Annotated in this window: 17 protein-coding genes and 1 tRNA gene; 8 read left to right on the plus strand and 10 right to left on the minus strand. The window is 71.9% G+C overall.

The window, feature by feature from the left end; translation table 11 throughout:
• Window positions 1–49: 49 nt before the first annotated feature.
• The 3 genes from HHX33_RS16980 to rfaE2 are packed head-to-tail and all read right to left on the minus strand — an operon-like array spanning window position 50 to window position 2,769.
• Window positions 50–1,054 carry an SDR family oxidoreductase gene (locus tag HHX33_RS16980; RefSeq protein WP_182875483.1) on the minus strand — a complete coding sequence of 335 codons (1,005 nt, stop codon included), beginning with the start codon at window positions 1,052–1,054 and terminating at the stop codon, window positions 50–52.
• A gap of 10 nt (window positions 1,055–1,064) precedes the next feature.
• On the minus strand, window positions 1,065–1,313 hold the full coding sequence (locus HHX33_RS16985) for a hypothetical protein (RefSeq protein ID WP_133306076.1): 249 nt from the start codon (window positions 1,311–1,313) through the stop codon (window positions 1,065–1,067).
• 10 nt (window positions 1,314–1,323) lie between these two features.
• Complete coding sequence (rfaE2, locus tag HHX33_RS16990; protein WP_182875433.1) at window positions 1,324–2,769, minus strand: D-glycero-beta-D-manno-heptose 1-phosphate adenylyltransferase; 1,446 nt, start codon at window positions 2,767–2,769, stop codon at window positions 1,324–1,326.
• Between the two features lie 154 nt (window positions 2,770–2,923).
• Between rfaE2 and HHX33_RS16995 the strand changes: the two genes are divergently transcribed.
• Window positions 2,924–4,018: a glycosyltransferase family 9 protein gene (locus HHX33_RS16995; RefSeq protein ID WP_310741414.1), complete on the plus strand. Its 1,095-nt coding sequence runs from the start codon at window positions 2,924–2,926 to the stop codon at window positions 4,016–4,018.
• On the plus strand, window positions 4,015–5,190 hold the full coding sequence (locus tag HHX33_RS17000) for a DNA topoisomerase IB (protein WP_182875434.1): 1,176 nt from the start codon (window positions 4,015–4,017) through the stop codon (window positions 5,188–5,190). The genes HHX33_RS16995 and HHX33_RS17000 overlap by 4 nt, the downstream gene beginning before the upstream one ends.
• 99 nt (window positions 5,191–5,289) lie before the next feature.
• On the opposite strand, the gene HHX33_RS17005 is transcribed toward HHX33_RS17000, so the two are convergent.
• Both HHX33_RS17005 and HHX33_RS17010 read right to left on the minus strand, forming a co-directional pair.
• Window positions 5,290–6,204, minus strand: a complete 915-nt coding sequence (locus HHX33_RS17005; RefSeq protein WP_182875435.1) for a glycosyltransferase family 9 protein — start codon at window positions 6,202–6,204, stop codon at window positions 5,290–5,292.
• Window positions 6,205–6,231: 27 nt separating this feature from the next.
• A complete protein-coding gene (locus HHX33_RS17010; protein WP_259402551.1) occupies window positions 6,232–7,455 on the minus strand; it encodes a glycosyltransferase in 1,224 nt (407 codons plus the stop codon).
• 485 nt (window positions 7,456–7,940) lie between these two features.
• Here HHX33_RS17010 and HHX33_RS17015 point away from each other — a divergent pair, with 485 nt between their 5' ends.
• Both HHX33_RS17015 and HHX33_RS17020 read left to right on the plus strand, forming a co-directional pair.
• Window positions 7,941–8,186, plus strand: coding sequence for a BON domain-containing protein (locus HHX33_RS17015; protein ID WP_182875436.1), 246 nt, complete (start codon window positions 7,941–7,943; stop codon window positions 8,184–8,186).
• On the plus strand, window positions 8,183–8,911 hold the full coding sequence (locus HHX33_RS17020) for a metallophosphoesterase family protein (protein ID WP_208759273.1): 729 nt from the start codon (window positions 8,183–8,185) through the stop codon (window positions 8,909–8,911). The genes HHX33_RS17015 and HHX33_RS17020 overlap by 4 nt, the downstream gene beginning before the upstream one ends.
• Before the next feature lie 141 nt (window positions 8,912–9,052).
• Here the strand turns inward: HHX33_RS17020 and HHX33_RS17025 are convergent, their stop codons facing one another.
• The gene (locus tag HHX33_RS17025; RefSeq protein ID WP_165900798.1) at window positions 9,053–9,202 is read right to left on the minus strand and encodes a GPGG-motif small membrane protein; all 150 of its coding nucleotides are present in this window, start codon (window positions 9,200–9,202) and stop codon (window positions 9,053–9,055) included.
• A gap of 120 nt (window positions 9,203–9,322) precedes the next feature.
• On the opposite strand from HHX33_RS17025, the gene HHX33_RS17030 reads away from it, so the two are divergent.
• Window positions 9,323–10,285: a TIGR03557 family F420-dependent LLM class oxidoreductase gene (locus HHX33_RS17030; protein WP_182875437.1), complete on the plus strand. Its 963-nt coding sequence runs from the start codon at window positions 9,323–9,325 to the stop codon at window positions 10,283–10,285.
• A 55-nt stretch (window positions 10,286–10,340) separates the two neighbouring features.
• On the opposite strand, the gene HHX33_RS17035 is transcribed toward HHX33_RS17030, so the two are convergent.
• Window positions 10,341–10,832, minus strand: a complete 492-nt coding sequence (locus HHX33_RS17035) for a DUF6328 family protein (RefSeq protein WP_182875438.1) — start codon at window positions 10,830–10,832, stop codon at window positions 10,341–10,343.
• Window positions 10,829–11,329 (minus strand): DUF1360 domain-containing protein, encoded by a 501-nt coding sequence (locus HHX33_RS17040; RefSeq protein WP_182875439.1) that lies wholly within the window; start codon window positions 11,327–11,329, stop codon window positions 10,829–10,831. The genes HHX33_RS17035 and HHX33_RS17040 overlap by 4 nt, the downstream gene beginning before the upstream one ends.
• A 55-nt stretch (window positions 11,330–11,384) precedes the next feature.
• On the opposite strand from HHX33_RS17040, the gene HHX33_RS17045 reads away from it, so the two are divergent.
• Window positions 11,385–11,981, plus strand: coding sequence for a nucleotidyltransferase (locus HHX33_RS17045; protein WP_117408474.1), 597 nt, complete (start codon window positions 11,385–11,387; stop codon window positions 11,979–11,981).
• Window positions 11,982–12,100: 119 nt separating this feature from the next.
• On the opposite strand, the gene HHX33_RS17050 is transcribed toward HHX33_RS17045, so the two are convergent.
• Window positions 12,101–12,463, minus strand: a complete 363-nt coding sequence (locus HHX33_RS17050; protein WP_182875440.1) for a PRC-barrel domain-containing protein — start codon at window positions 12,461–12,463, stop codon at window positions 12,101–12,103.
• A 136-nt stretch (window positions 12,464–12,599) separates the two neighbouring features.
• Between HHX33_RS17050 and HHX33_RS17055 the strand changes: the two genes are divergently transcribed.
• A tRNA-Lys gene (locus tag HHX33_RS17055) sits at window positions 12,600–12,676 on the plus strand.
• 119 nt (window positions 12,677–12,795) lie between these two features.
• Here HHX33_RS17055 and HHX33_RS37240 read toward each other — a convergent pair.
• Window positions 12,796–15,117 (minus strand): M48 family metalloprotease, encoded by a 2,322-nt coding sequence (locus HHX33_RS37240; RefSeq protein WP_182875441.1) that lies wholly within the window; start codon window positions 15,115–15,117, stop codon window positions 12,796–12,798.
• 217 nt (window positions 15,118–15,334) lie between these two features.
• Between HHX33_RS37240 and HHX33_RS17065 the strand changes: the two genes are divergently transcribed.
• Entirely contained in the window at window positions 15,335–16,027 is a 693-nt protein-coding gene (locus tag HHX33_RS17065) for a Crp/Fnr family transcriptional regulator (protein ID WP_182875442.1), read from the plus strand.
• Window positions 16,028–16,039: the final 12 nt, after the last annotated feature.

Below are 16,039 nucleotides of genomic sequence, written 5' to 3' on the forward strand. Positions count from 1 at the left end.
GGGGCGTACCCGATAAATCAGTGTTTTCTTGTCAGTTACGGCTCTGCGGTCAGCGGCGGCGCAGCCCGATACCGGCGACGGCGACGGCGGCGGCGGCGGCCCCGAGGGCGGCGGCGACGACCAGGCCGCGGTGCTGCGACATCCACAGCTGCGCGCTCCGGCCGTGCGAACGCCGGTCGAAACCGCCGTGCGCGCCGTAGTCCTTGTCCTCGTCGGCCGGCTCCCACAGGTTGGAGACGCCGGTCGGCGCCTTCTCGGTGGTGAGCTGCGACTTGACGCCGGTCCTGGCGAGGTAGCGGTCGAGCAGGGCGGGCACCGCCCGCTGCCCCATGATCGTGGCCGCGGTCATCCCGCCGACCCAGTACTCCTTCCGCTCCGGGTGCTCGGCGGCGTGGACGATCGCCCGCGCCGCCACCTCCGGCTGGTAGATCGGCGGCACCGGCTGGGCGTGGCGCCGCATCCGGTTCAGCCCCCAGTCGAACTGCGGGGTGTTCAGGGCCGGCAGCTGCACCATCGTGATCTTCACGCCGGAGTCCTCGGCGAGCAGCTCCGTCCGCACCGACTCGGTGAAGCCGCTGATGGCGTGCTTGGCCCCGCAGTACGCCGACTGCAGCGGGATCGACCGGTAGGCCAGGGCCGAGCCCGCCTGCACGATCGCGCCCTTGTCCCGTGGTTTCATCAGCTCCAGGGCCACGCGGGTGCCCCACACGTAGCCGAGATAGGTCACCTTGGTCTCACGTTCGTACTCCTCCGGGGTGATCTGGAGGAACGGCGCGAAGACCGTCGTGAACGCGATGTTGATCCAGACGTCGATCGGCCCGAGCTCGGCCTCGGCCTGCTGGGCGGCCGTGCGGACCTGGTCGTAGTCGGAGACGTCCGCGGCGAAGACCTTGGCGGTCCCGCCCTCGGCTCCGACGTCGACGGCGGCGCCCGCCAGGCCCGCCTCCCCGCGTGCCACGAGGGCGACCTTCGCGCCCTCGGCTCCGAGCTGCCTGACCACGGCGCGGCCCACCCCGCCGCTCGCCCCGGTCACCACCACGACCTTGCCCCGCAGGCTCACCTCGTCATCCTCTCGATTGCGGCCCGCCGCCGAGTCTCTTCTGCCTGCGCACGGCGAGGAGCATGGCGGTCCCGACGACCGCCATGATCGCCAGGACGACCCCCGTCAGCCACCACAGGCGGCCGACGAAGGAGAGCACCAGTACGGCGAAGCAGAAGACCAGAGCGAACGACCCGATGCGGACGTAGATAACGTCCATCGGGGTCGCCTCGACCATGGGCTTTCCGGTCGGCGAACGTTGTTCTTCGGTCATGAACGGCCCCCTACCCTCGAATCCGGTTCACTATCGCGGTCGTCGACCTGTCCGGGACGTACCCGAGCACCCGCACCTCGCCGCCGAGCTCCCTGACCAGGTCGGCCTCGGGCAGCAGGTCAGGGTGGTAGTCGCCGCCCTTGACGTACACGTCCGGCCGGACCATCCGCAGCAGCTCGACCGGGCTGTCCTCGTCGAAGACGGTGATGTAGTCGACGCAGCCCATCGCGGCGAGCACCGCGACCCGGTCCTCGCAGCGGTTGATCGGCCGTCCCGGCCCCTTCAGCCGGGCCACCCCGGCGTCGCCGTTGACCGCCACGACCAGCACGTCGCCGAGCCGGGCGGCCTCCTCCAGGCAGGCCACGTGGCCGCGGTGCAGGACGTCGAAGCAGCCGTTGGTGAACACGACGCGCCTGCCCTCGGCGCGGTCGCGCTCCAGGCAGGCGGCCAGCCGCCCGGGCGGTAGCGCGACGTCGGGGCGCAGCGCCTGCACCAGGTCCTCGCGGGTGCACACGGCGGTGCCCGGGCGGCGCACCACCACGCTCGCCGCGGCCTGCGCGATGTCGGCGGCCCGCTCCGGCCCGGCGCCGGCCGCGAGGCTCAGGGAGAACGCGGCGGTGAACGTGTCGCCCGCGCCGATGCTCATCGTGTCGGGCGCGGGGCTCGCGAAGGTGCGATGCGGCTCCCGGCCGCGCCGGTGCAGGAGCGTGCCCTGGCCGTCCAGGGTGGTGACCACCAGTTCCGCGCCGGTGGCCTCGACGATCTCCTCCGACCGCGCGGACAGGAAGGCGACCCGGTCGTGGTCACCGCCCTCGCCGAGCAGCCGCACGATCTCGGCGTAGTTGGGCAGCACGGCCTTCGGGTGGCACTCCCGCCAGGCCGCCACATCGTGGGCGTCCACCACGAGGACCGGTGCCCCCCGGGAGCCCGCGTTCCGGTCGGCGCTGAGCTCGCACAGCAGCCGGCGTACGGCCGGGGTGCAGACGCCGCCGCCGTAGTCGCAGGCGACGATGACGTCCGCGTGCGCCGCCAGCCGGGTGATCTCGTCGATGAGCTCGCGTTCCGCCGCCTCGGGCAGCGGCGCGTCGTCCTCCTCGTCGTACCGGGCCACGATCTGGCCGTCCGTCAGCACCCGGCGCTTGACGGGCGTCCGCAGGCTCCGCACGATGACCAGACCCTCGATGTCGAGCCGTCCCAGGGTCGCGTTGAGCGTCGCCCCCGCGGGGTCGGCGCCGGTGACGCCGACCATATGCACCCGCGCGCCGAGCGCGGCGAGGTTCACGGCCGTGTTGGCGGCGCCGCCCGGCTGGTCCTCGATCCGTTCGATGGTCACGACCGGGACCGGAGCCTCCTGGGCCATTCGCTTGGTGCGCCCCCGCAGCCACGAGTCGAGCATCACGTCCCCGACGACGACGGCTGTGACTTCACCGAAGCGGTTGAGCGTCTCTTCCGTCATACCAGGGCGGCTACCCCGGCGGACGCAGGGAAAACAACAGTCACGCCAGGCGCGCCCGCCCGGTTTGGCGGGCCGGCACGGGGGTAACCGGGAGCAGACCGCTCCACACGAGCGCCCCGCCGGTGGTCAGCCGGCGGGCCGGACGGAATGGGGGGTGTCCGATGGACGAGAGGACGCGGGCAACCAGAGGTTCGTGCCCATGAGCGCGTTGCTCGTCGAAGGCGTCGAGCGGATCGCCGTCCTGCGGGCCAACGCGCTCGGCGACCTGCTGCTGGCCCTGCCCGCGATCGGGGCGCTGCGCCGGGCCTACCCGGCTGCGAAGATCACCCTGCTGGGCCGTGAGTGGCACGCGAAGTTCCTGCGGGGCCGCCCCGGCCCGGTGGACGAGGTCGTGCCCCTGCCGCCCATCTCCGGCGTCTCCTCCCCGGCGGACGGGTCCGCCGCCCCCGAGGAGCTGTACGAGCACCTGCGCGAGCGCAGGTTCGACCTGGCCGTCCAGATGCACGGCGGCGGGCGCAACTCCAACCCGTTCATCCGCCGCCTCGGCGCGCGGTTGACCGCCGGGCTGCGCACCCCCGACGCCGAACCGCTCGACCGCTGGGTGCCGTACGTCCACTACCAGCACGAGACGCTGCGCTACCTGGAGGTCGCGGGCCTGCTCGGCGCGGCGACCAGCGAGATCGAACCGAGGGTCGAGGTCGTCAGGGAGGACTGGGCCGAGCTCAACCGCGTGCTGGGCAAGGTGCCGCGCGGCCTGGTGGCGATCCATCCCGGCGCGCGCGACCGGCGCAGGCGCTGGCCCCCGGAGCGGTTCGCGGAGGTCGCCGACCGGCTCGGCCGGCCGGTGGTGGTGACGGGCGTCGAGGAGGAGCGCGACCTCGTCGAGAAGGTCGTCGCCCAGATGCAGGCCCCGGCGAGAGCCGTGATCGGGGAGCTGTCACTCGGCGGCCTCACCGCGTTGTACGCCGCCTGCGACCTGCTCGTCTCCAACGACACCGGGCCACGGCACCTGGCCGCGGCGACCGGCACGCCCACGGTCGGCGTCTACTGGTGCGGCAACATGATCAACTGGGGGCCGCTGAGCAGGGGCCACAACCGGCCGCTCATCTCCTGGACGTCGCGCTGCCCCGTCTGCGGCGCGGGCGCGACCAAGGACGGCATGCGGGAGTGCGGCCACCGGGACGTCTCCTGGGTCGCCGACGTCGGCGTCGACGACGTGCTCGAACAGGCCTGGGACCTGCTGCGATGAGCACGGCCGCGGCCGAGGTGTTCCAGGCGAAGCCCGTCGAGCTGCGGCCGAGCGATCCGGCCGAGCCGGGCATCAGGCGCCGCCGCCGGGGGCGCGGGTTCAGCTACACCTGGGCCTCCGGCCGGCCCGTGCGCGACCGCGCCGCGCTGCTCCGGATCAGGGCCCTCGCGATACCGCCGGCCTGGACCGACGTCTGGATCTGCGCCCATCCGAACGGCCACCTGCAGGCGGTGGGGACCGACTCCGCCGGCCGGCGCCAGTACCGCTACCACGACGAGTGGCGAAGGCGGCAGGACGAGGCCAAGTTCGACCACGTGCTGGAGATCGCCGAACGCCTCCCCGCGTTCCGGGAACGGGTCGCGCGGGACCTGCGCGGCGAGGGGCTGGGCCGCGAACGGGTGCTGGCCACGGCCGCCCGGATGCTCGACATCGGCTTCTTCCGGGTCGGCGGCGAGGAGTACACCGACTCCTACGGCCTGGCCACGCTCAGGACCTCGCACGTGAAGTGCGGCGACGGCAGGGTCGTGTGCCGCTATCTCGCCAAGGGCCGCAAGGAGCGGGAGCAGGTGCTCGCCGACGCCGAGGTCTGCGAGGTGCTGACCGCGCTGTCGAAGGGACACCGCGGCGAACTGCTGCGGTACCGCGCCGACGAGGGGGCCGACGAGGGGGCCGACGAGGGGGCCGACGAGGGGGCCGACGAGAGCACCGGCGAGGGGGCCGGCGAGACGGGGGAGGGGGCGTGGGTGGACGTGCGCAGCTCCGACATCAACACCTATCTCAGGGACGCCTTCGGGTCCGACGTCTCGGCCAAGGACTTCCGCACCTGGCACGCCACCGTGCTCGCGGCCGTCGGGCTCGCCGTCTCCCGGCCGGTGCGCAGCGGCGCCGGCCGCAAGCGCGCGGTGTCCCGGGTGATGAAGGAGGTGTCGGAGTATCTCGGCAACACCCCGTCGGTGTGCCGCGCCTCCTACGTGGACCCGCGTCTCGTCGCGCTGTACGAGAAGGGCCGGACCATCCCCCTCGAACGGCTGGCCGAGGACGCCGAAGGCGGGCTCGCCACGCACGGACCGGTCGAGCAGGCCGTCATCGCCCTCCTGCGGCAGGCGCCGTCCCGGCGGTCGGCACAGCGGTCGGCACGGCGCCGGCACCACAAGGACCGCCGGGCCGCCTGACCCCCTGTCACTCCAAGAGGCCGCCTCGAACGGCCACCTCCACCGTGCTCTCCAGAGCCGCCTCGCACGCGCGAGGCGGCACGTCGAGAGGGGAGGCGGTCAGCGCACCCCCGCCCCGAGGGCCTGCACCGCGGCGTCGATCACCTGGGTCGCCGAGATCGCCCCGGCGTCGCCGACCTCGTGCAGCAGCGGGTGCCGGCGGCCGTCCGGAGGCGACACCAGCACCGAGGGCGTCCGGTAGGCCGCCGCGAGCCGCGTCAGCGCGACGTCGCCGCTGATCACCAGGCGGGCCCCGGCGACCAGCGCGCACAACTGCCGCAGCGACGTGCGGCCGGCCAGCACGATCTGCGGCGGCAGCACCGCCCGGGTCGCCACGAGCAGCGCCATCGGCCGCTCGCGCAGGCTCCCGGTGATCACGACGGGCAGGCCGTCGTCCGCCAGCGTCCGCGCCACCTTGGCGAAGCGCTCCGCGGGCCAGCGCAGCGACGTGCCGCCTGCTCCCGGGTGGATCACGACCGCCCCCGGCGCCGGGCTGGCCGTCAGGGGCGTGGGCAGCGTCGTGTCCTCCGGGTCGGCCGGCACGCCGTACCACCGCAGCAGGCGGCACCAGCGCAGCACCTCGTGCTCGCCCGGTTGCCACCACGGCCCCCTGACCCAGGGCACGTCCCGGTTGGCGTACGCCCACAGGCGGTCGACGCCCCTGCCCTCGTGCCGCAGGTTCAGCAGGACGTGGTGGCTGCGCGGCCCCCGGCCGTGCAGGTTCACGGCGAGGTCCGGCAGGAGCGGGGGATGCCCGGCGTCCTCCTCGCCGGGGCCGGGCCACGACAGCGGCGCGAGCCCGCGGGCGGGCAGGATGCGGTCCACCGCGCCGGTGAGCGCCGCCAGTTCGCTCAGCTCCGGCGGGCACGCGAGGACGACGCGCAGCCCGTGCCGGCGCAGGGCGCGCAGCGCCGGTACGACGGTGAGCAAGCCGCCGATGCCGTCGGAGCGCAGCACGAGAGCCGTGGACGTCACCGGCTCACCTCCGGGGGGCGACGCCGCTCACGACGCGCTCCGGTCGAGGTGGCGGGCGGGCAGCACCTGGTCGTAGGCGGCCAGGGTCTCGCCGGCGATCCGGCCCCAGTTGTACCTGACCCGGGCCCGGTCCGCCCCGGCGATGCCGTACGCCGTGCGCCGCACCGGGTCGTCGATCAGCCGGCGCAGCGCCCTGGCCAGCACGGCGGGGCGGCGGGGCGGGACGAGGACGCCGGTCACGTTGTTGACGACGGTCTCCCGCTGCCCGCCGACGGCCGAGGCGACGACCGGGACGCCGCAGGCCATCGCCTCCAGCGCCACCATGCCGAACGGCTCGTACCACGGGACGGAGACGACCGCGGTGGCCGAGCGCATCAGCGCGGGGAGCCTGTCGCGCTCGACGCGGCCGAGGAAGCGCACCCGGTCGGACACCCCCGCCTGGGCCGCGAGCCAGCGCAGCCGGGTCACCTCGGGGTCGCGGTGCAGTTCGGCCGCCGGGGGGCCGCCCGCGACGACCAGTTCGGCGTCCCTCAGGTACTGCAGGGCGAGGATCGTGGTCTCCACGCCCTTGCGCGGCACCAGCCGGCCCACCGACAGCAGGCGCGGGCGGCCCGGCCGCTCCAGCGGCCGTACGTGGGGATTGAAGGCGGTCACGTCCACCCCGCAGGGAACCACCCGCGCGGTCCGGCGCGGCACCCGCAGGCGGATCAGCTCGTCCACCTCGTCGCCGCAGGTCGCGATGACGGCGTCCACGCGCCGCCCGATCTCGGCCTCGGCCTCCACGCGGTCGCGCGGGCTGGTGTCGGCCGGGCCCTGGTGGCGCCGCTTGACGCTGCCGAGAGCGTGGTAGGTGTGCACGACGGGAATCCGCAGCTTCTCCGCCGCCGCGAGCGCGGCCAGGCCGCTCATCCAGAAGTGGCTGTGCACGACGTCGGGCCGGTCGAACAGCCACCGGTCGTGCAGCCACTTCCCGAAGTGGGGGATCCAGGGAAGGATCTCGTCCTTGGGGATCTCGGAGGCGGGGCCCGCGGGGACGTGGACGACGTCCACACCGGGGGCGAAGGCGACGGTTTCCGCGAGGTCCTCACGGTCCTTGCGCGTGTAGACGGTGACCTCGTGGCCGGCTCGGGCGAGTTCGCGGGCGAGCGCGGCGACGTGCACGTTCTGGCCGCCCGCGTCGACGCCGCCGAGCGTGGCGAGTGGGCTGGCATGCTCCGAGACCATGGCGATCTTCACTGGGGGTTCCTCCATGAGCGGCAGTGGCGGGTACCCGGCTCGGGAGTCAGGGAGTCCAGGTGAACGGGCCCGGCGACCGGGGGCGCCTCAGGAGCCGGTCGTGTACGGCGGGCCGTTGCGGGCGAGGGGCGGAGGGCGGGCCCGGGGCCCGTGAGCGGCAGGGCGCGCGCCGCGGGGGCGTCGCCGGGGGCGGCCGTCAGGGGGGAGGCCGCGGCGTGGGAGCCGTCGGAGAGGAGGGGGAGACAGGTGCCGACGCCGATGTGTTCCGTGCCCGCGGCGGTTCTTTCAGGGCGGGGGGAAGACCGGTCGCACGTTCCCAAGACGCTCCTCCAACATGGCATGCTCACGCCAAGGAGGTACCTGCGTCTTAGGCACCAGGAATATCACTAACCATAACCCCCTAGGAGCCCGCCAAACCAGGGTTTTCGCCGGGAAAGGCCAGTGGTTTCGCCAGGGAAGCTCCGGGCAGCGCTCATCTAAAAGGCCTAGGGGGTTCAGAGATGGAGACGCCGCACTATGTCGCGGCCCGCGTGCAGCGGGCTCTCGCGGAAGACGATCGGACCACCGAGCTGGGCATCCGGGTCGACGTGCGGGGAGAACAGGTCTACCTGCGCGGGCAGGTGTCCTGTGACGAGCGGCGGCACCAGATCGAGAACGTCGCCCGCGAAGCGGCTCCGGGCCTGCACGTACACAACGAGATCACTCTGGTGGAAGTGCGGGAGCCGGGAGAGGAGGAACACCTGTGACGGAGTTGCGCATCGCCGCCGTAGCGGACATCCACCTGGGCGAGGACCTGCGCGGCCACTATCGCAAGAAGATCGAGGGCATCGAGCGCCGCGCCGACGTGCTGCTCGTGGGGGGCGACCTCACCAGGCACGGCACGATCGCCGAAGGCCGGGTGGTCGCCGAGGAACTGAGCGGCCTGCCCATTCCGGTCGTCGCCGTGCTCGGCAACCACGACTACCACTCCGACCACAACCAGGAGATCATCGATCTCCTGCGGGACGCGGGCATCACCGTGCTGGACGACGAGGGCACCGTGGTCCCCGTCGACGGCGTACGGCTGGGAGTGGCCGGCGGCAAGGGCTTCGGCGGCGGCTTCGCCGGGAAGTGCGCCAGCGAGTTCGGGGAGCCGGAGACGAAGGCGTTCGTCCGGCACACCAAGGACATCGCCGAAAGGTGGCGGCGGGCGCTGAAGGAACTGGACGCCGACCACAAGATCGTGCTCAGCCACTACTCCCCGGTCAAGGACACGCTGATGGGCGAGCCTCCGGAGATCTATCCGTTCCTCGGCAGCTACATGCTGGCCGAGGCGGCGGACGCGGAGGGCGCCGACCTGTTCATCCACGGGCACGCGCACGCGGGCACGGAGAAGGGCGTCACCCCCGGCGGCATTCGGGTGCGCAACGTGGCCCTGCCGGTCATCAAGCACGCCTACACCGTCTACTGCCTCAACGGCGACGACTGCTGAGCGGCCGCTGCCGCGTGACCGCCGGGCGAGCGGACGACGCGCCCCGGCGGGCGTCCGCCGGATACGGAACGGCGACCGGTTGTCAGAACCGGTCGCCGTTCCGTGCCAGATCAGAGTGGTGCCAGACCAGGGTGTACGCGGCTAGGGATTGAAGATGCTGACACCCCCGGGGCCGATGAGGAACCCGAGGACGATGAGGACGATCCCCCAGAGGATGTCCCGACGGGCCAGGATGACGTAGATCCCGGCGATGACCAGTACCACGGCGATGATCCAAAGCAGAGTAGCCATGGCCCTCCACTGCCCTCGCGAGGGGGCACGTAACATCATCCAGTCCTGGGCCCGAATGAATTTGCGGCCAAAGCACACATTGTTACGTTTGCTTGACCTGATTCGGGCATGTGGGGATACATGACTACTTTCGGATATTTTCTGTCGAGCGAGGAACACGATCCCAAGGAGCTCGTACGGCAGGCGAAATTAGCCGAGGAGGCCGGGTTCGAGGCCCTCTGGATCTCCGACCACTATCACCCCTGGCTCGACGAGCAGGGGGAGAGCTCCTTCGTGTGGTCCGTCATCGGAGCCGTCTCGCAGGCCACCTCGCTGCCGGTGACGACCGCGGTCACCTGCCCGATCATCCGCATCCACCCGGCGATCATCGCCCAGGCGGCGGCCACCGCCCAGATCCTGCTCGACGGGAGGTTCCGCCTGGGGGTCGGCACCGGAGAGGCGCTCAACGAGCACATCCTCGGCGACCAGTGGCCCCCCGCCGAGGAGCGGCAGCGGATGCTGGAGGAGGCCGTCGACGTCATCCGCGAGCTGTGGACGGGTGAGCTGGTGACGTACCACGGGGAATTCTACGAGGTCGACACGGCGCGGCTGTACTCGCTTCCCGACCAGCCTCCGCCGATCTACATCTCGGGCTTCGGGCCCAAGTCGGTGGAGCTGGCCGGCCGGCTGGGCGACGGATACATCCACACCGCTCCGGCGGGTGACATGGTGGAGGCGTTCCACAAGGCGGGCGGCGAGGGCAAGCCGTCGGCCGCCGGGCTCAAGGTCTGCTGGGCGGACGACGAGGCCGAGGCGCGCAAGACCGTCCACCGGCTCTGGCCCAATCAGGGCATTCCAGGTGAGGCCGCCCAGCTCCTGCCGCTGCCGCGGCACTTCGAGCAGCTCTCGGAGCTCGTCACGGAGGAGGCCGCCACCGCCTCGACGCCCTGCGGGTCCTCACCCGAAACGCACCTGGACGCCATCCGCCAGTACGTGGACGCGGGCTTCGACGAGGTCTACATCGCCCAGATCGGCCCGGAGCAGGAGGGGTTCTTCTCCTTCTACTCCGCGGAGATCCTGCCGAGACTGAAGGACGGACGGTAGGCCGCCCGTACGAAGCGGAGCGCGACCGCGGCGAACCACGGTCGCGCTCCCCGTCTCAGGCGTCGTCCCTGACCAGGCGCAGCGACAGCAGCGGCTGGACGAACCACAGCCAGGCGCAGAGCAGCGCCACTCCCGTCCCCACCGCCGCGGCGGGCCAGGCGCTGGTCAGCGCGTCCAGGACCAGAGCGGTGGAGCAGGCCATGGCGACGGCCAGGGACATCGCCCCGGCCACGCCCAGCCGGTTGGCCCGGCGCAGCAGCAGTTCCTTGAGTCCCGACCGGAACAGGATGCGGTGCTGGGTCGCCGGAGCGATCGTGCAGATCGACGCGAACGCCGCGCTGACGACGGCGATGTAGAACAGCCAGTTCCCGGTCGTGTCGATCTTCCCGAAACCGGAGGAGAACGGGAGCGTCAGCAGGAACGCGAACAGCACCTGCACGCCCGTCGCGGCCACCCGCAGACCCTGCAGCAGCTCGCCGAGTTCGCGGTCGACCCGCTCCTTCGGGTTCTCGTCGGTGTTCTCCAGAGGTTCGAGCACTTCGCTCATTCGGAGGCCTTCATCAGCCGGACGTAGGCGAACTGGAGCCAGTCGGAGATCGCCACGGCCGCCATGGTGGCGCCCGCGAGCCGGGTCAGCCGGGGAAAGAACACCGTGCCCGCGGCGTATCCGGTCGCCACCCACTGGGACAGGCAGAACGGGCAGGTCAGCAGCTCGCCCACGGCGTGCTGCAACCCGTGACCACGGACCTTCTCGTTCAGCTCGGCCGGGCCGGAGACGCCCTCATAACGGGTGAAGGGGGCGCGTATCGGGCTGGTCACCGGGTCCTTGGCCAGCGTCCGTGAGAGCCGGTGCGTGAACAGGCCCATGAGCATGAGGTCCATCGGGCCGATCTTCTCGGGCGGCTTCCGGCCGGTCAGCTTCGCCGTGGCCAGCAACGCGGAAACGGCCCCGCCGTACACCGCGAGAACCCGTGTGTACGAGGAGAGCGGACGGTTCTCCTCGCCCTCGTAGGCGCGCTTGATCTCCTGCAGGGTCTCGGTCATGAGCGCGCCCTACCCCCGATTGTTTGCGGCGAACATTGCTGGGCAAGCGACGTGAGTGGGTAGTCACAGTCACGAAGTCACCGACGCGATTCTCGAAACGCTCAAACGCGCCGGCTCCGGGCTCAAGGAGGCCGGGGTGCGCTTCGCCCTGGCCGGAGGCTGCGCCGGATATGCGAGGGGCGCCGCGCCATCGCTGCACGACGTCGACTTCGCTCTGCTGGAGGAAGACGTCCCGCTCGCGCTGAAGACCCTGGAGAGCCTGGGTTTCCGGACCGCGAGACCACCGGAGGACTGGCTGGTCAAGGCGTTCGACGAGGAAGGCGTGCTCGTCGACCTGATCTTCTCGCTCGCCGAACGGCCCGTCACCGAGGCCATGCTGGCCCGGGCCGAGCCGATCAACGTCGCCGCGCTGAGCCTGCCCGTCCTCGAAGCCACCGACCTGGTGATCTCCTGGATCATGCCGCTGTCCGAGCACGCCTGCGACTACGGCTCGCTGCTGCCGATGGTCCGGGCGATGCGCGAACAGGTGGACTGGGACCGGGTCGCCTCTGTCGTGGCCCCGTCGCCGTACGCCTCGACGTTCGTCACGCTGCTGGAAAAACTGCGCATCGTCGCTCCTACGAATCCGACATCCGACGCCACCTGGCCATGAAGGTTTTTCGTCCCGGCTGACGTGCGGGCCCGCCCGGCCGGGCGGACCCGCACGTGGTGAGGGGCCACGCCGTCGCGGCGCGGCCCCTCACTTCGTCGTGCCGTCAGCCGGTCATGCCGTCACAGGGCCTCGCTGCGGGGGAAGCGCCCGTAGTAGTCGGCCAGGCGGTCCCGGTACTCGGGCTGCATCACCGCCGCCTCGTCGTACTCCGGTGCGTTCTTGATCTCCTGCTTGGTCCTGGTGACGAAGACCTTGTGATCCTCGCGGTCGATGCTCTTCACCACGCTCGCGGGGAGCATGACCTTCCTGCCGAAGATCCAGGGGCCTGTGTCGACGACGATGTAGCTCTGGCCGGCCTCGTAGGTGGCCTCGTCCACAGATCCGATCTTCCCGTCCACGGCCTGGACGTCGTATCCGACGATGTCCATCTGCCCTCCGGCGCCGTACACGGTGTCGGGATACGACCAGAGATCCGGTGTCATGGGTGACTCTCCCTTCGTCGTCACTGACCTATCCCGGAGCACGGAATGGGAATACCCCGGCGACGTAAGAGCAGGACAGGGCGCGGCCGCGCCCTGGCGCGGGAGACCTCCGGATGCCGCTACTCTTGTGGTGCGGGCGCCGCTAGCTCAGTTGGTTAGAGCAGCTGACTCTTAATCAGCGGGTCCGGGGTTCGAGTCCCTGGCGGCGCACCATCACCGCGGTTCACCACCGCGGTTCGTGACACCGCTTCCGCGAAGCAGCTCAGCGCGTCCCGGCTCCGGCCGTGGCGCGCTGATCTTTTTCGCGCCCGCTCTCCCGGACGACTCCCGCGTCAGGGCGCGGTGGAGACGTCGAGGGCGGCGGTGAGCTCCAGGGCGGTAAAGGAGCCCAGGTCCGCCGGGGAACCGTCGAGTTTGCGCGTCCACAACGCGTCCATGACCGCCTCGCCACCGGTCAGGTCGACGGTCCCGTTGATCTCCATGAGCATCGTCTCGCCTGCCGCGTCCCGCTCGACGGGCAGCCAGAAGGTCACCGTGTCGCCGATCCGCAGCCAGCCGCCCTCCATCGGCCGCAGGCCGGGCCGCTTCGCCAGGTCGGAGAAGGCGAGCCGCCCGTCCCGCTCGGCGCGCCAGACGCCCGCGCCGAGCCACCCCGCCGCGACACTCCGCCACTCCTGGTCGTCGCCGTGCTGCTCGAGTTTCCGGTACGCCTGGACGCGCAGGTCGACGGGAAGCTCCTGGCCGGCCCAGGGCCGGTCGTCGACCAGGCCGGTCCGTTCCGCCGACGCCCGCGGTGTAGTGGCGCTCGCGATCGGGGTGGTGGCGGTGGGAACCGGACCGGCCGGTCCGGAGCCGATCTCCTTCGGCGGGCCGGCCCCGAGACCTCCCGCGGCGAGCAGACCGGGGACGAGGGCCGAGACCAGGTAGGGCGCGAAGCGCTGCCGGGACGCGTGGACCGGCGTCCAGACGCGCAGCCAGAGCGGGGCGATCAGGGGCCAGGCGACGAGGAGCGCGGCGATCTCGGTGAGCTGGGTCCGGGCCGACGACAACCGCTCGGGCAGCCCCCCGATCACCGTCTGCACCGACTCGCCGACGGAGAATCCGGTGAGGTTCAGGGCGACCAGCTGGAAGACCACGATCGCGGCGATGCGGACCACGACCGCCAGGGGCCAGAGGGCGGCCAGGGCCGCCGTACCGCCGGGCCACAGACGCACGGCCCACAGCCGGAGCCGCAGCGGAGGATGACTCAGCAGCGCGAGAGCGCGCCGGACGGCGTGCGCCCGAGGGCGGGCGGGACCGAGAGCGCGGGCCAGCGCGGCGGGCCCCACGGCGTTCATCGCGTAACGGTCCGCGCTGAGCTCGGCGACCCACAGGCCCGCCACGGGCAGGACCAGGGTGATCGGGAGCGCGGCGACGACCTTCAGGATGGCCGTGAGCAGCGGCGACCCCCCGACGCCGCCCGCGAGGAGATACAGCGCCGACACCGGCGCGAGCACGGCGAGGGCCGCGCCCCACATCCTGACGAGCCAGGCGAACGGGCCGGCGAGGCCGACGATCAGGTGGTCTCCCTGGCGCAGGTGGGCGACCTCGTGGAGCAGTACGGCCCGGGCCGCCTCCCGGTCCCGGCTCCACAGGCTCACCAGCGGGGGGTAGACCGCGACGCGGGCCTCCCGCCAACCGACCGGATAGACCCGGGCCAGCCGGTCGTGCCGTTCGCCGAGCCGGACGCCGGCGGCGGGGGCGTGGCTCCGGACGAAGGCCGTCATCGCCTCGATCACCGGGTCGTCGCTCGGCAGCAGCCGGTGCCGGCGTTCCGCCCAACGCCCGCGCGCCCCGGGAAACAGCACTCCGGCGATCCCGGCCAGCAGGAGCAGCGCGGGGAAGAACTCCAGGGCGCCGGTCGCGGTCAGGAGCGCCGCCGCGCCGCGCTCGACGTTGGTCAGCAGGGAGCCGACGAGCACCGTCATGCCGTCGGCGTCCTGCCGGAGGCCGTCCAGCGCCCCGGGCACACCAGGGGCGAGGACTCCGAGGAAGTAGAACCAGAGCCATGGCGGCAGCAGCCAGTCGGAGGTGCCGCCGCCTCTTCCGGCGAGCGCCTGCGTGGTCGCGGGCCCGGCCGGAGGACCCGCGGGAGGGCTGCCGGAGAGCGCCCGGAGGAACGCCTCGATCTCGGCGGGGTCGCGGTCCTGCTGGAAGACCAGCTTGAGGGTGTCGTAGGTGAGCGACTCGGCGCGGTCGCCGGCGACGCCCTGGGCCCGCAGCCGGTTCCGGAGCCCGGCGACGGCCTGGTCGAGCACGGGAGCGGGGCCGTGTGGGGAAGCGGGGCCGGGCGCGGGAGTTCGCGGAGGAACGCCGAAGCCGCCGGCTGGCCGCCCCGAACGGAGAGCCAGGAGCATGAGCAGATCGACCAGCGGATGGGAGGTCAGCAGGCCGAGCAGGTCGCCGGAGACGACGCGGAGCGCGTCGAGGATGATCGGCAGTTCCCCGGCGTTGCCACCGCCGAAGCCTCCGGGTTCGGCGGCGGAAGCGCGCAGGAGGTCGCGGCGCCGCCGGCCACCGGCCACGTACGCCTCGCCGACGCGCCCGGCCGAGGCCGCCTCGGCGGGAACGAGATGCTCGGCGAGACGCCTGGACCAGAATGCGACCGTGTCCACTGGTCCTCCACGGGATCGAGGCGACGGGCACAGATCGTGACATTGGTTCTTGGGAACGATCCAGTCTTTTCGCGGAATTTGCGCTATAAATCAAAAAACTCTGATCCCGTGGTGAATCCAGGGAGCGTGAATGGCCGCACCGACGCCAGAACCTCCAAACGGCCCCCGGCGGGTGGGGTCATGGCCTCCCAACACATTTCTCGGTTCACTGGACCCCGTGACGCGGGACGAGCTCCTTTCGGTCGGCGACCCGCTGCAGGTGGCCGGCGGAGAGACCATCCTCATGGAGGGCGACCGGAGGACCAGGCACGTGTTCCTCATCACCCAGGGATACGTGAAGGTCGTCGGCAACAGCGTGGACGGCAAGGTGGCCCTGCTCGCGATCCGCGCGGGGGGAGACCTCGTCGGGGAGCTCGCGGCGCTGGACGGCAGCCCTCGGGTGGCGTCCGTGGTGACGGTCGGCGCCTGTCTCGTGCGCAGGATCGGTCAGCGCGATTTCCTCGATTTCCTGGCCCGGCATCCCGGCGCGGCGCTCGCGGTCAACGCCACCGTGGCGGGAAAACTGCGCCACGCCACCTGGCAGCGCATCGAGTTCGGCACCTCCCCCGTGCCCGTCCGCGCGGTGCGGATGCTGCTCTACCTGGCCACGCGGTACGGCGAGGCGACGCGCGAGGGCGTGCTGATCGGATCCCTGACGCAGCAGGAGCTGGCCGCCATGATCGGCTCCCGGGAGAACAGCGTGCACAAGATCCTGCGGGAGCTCAAGGCCGGCAAGGTGATCGAGACGAGGTACGGAAGGATCCTGATCAGAGACAGGCGGGCGCTGTGCGACGCGGCGGGAATCAGCGAGATCCCGTCTGAATACGGAATCTGGCCGCCGTCGAGACCGCACAGTGAGGAGGAGGACTGACGAGGACGGTTG

The sequence above is a fragment of the Microbispora sp. H10670 genome (genome assembly GCF_014161385.1).
Taxonomy (GTDB): Bacteria; Actinomycetota; Actinomycetes; order Streptosporangiales; family Streptosporangiaceae; genus Microbispora; species Microbispora triticiradicis.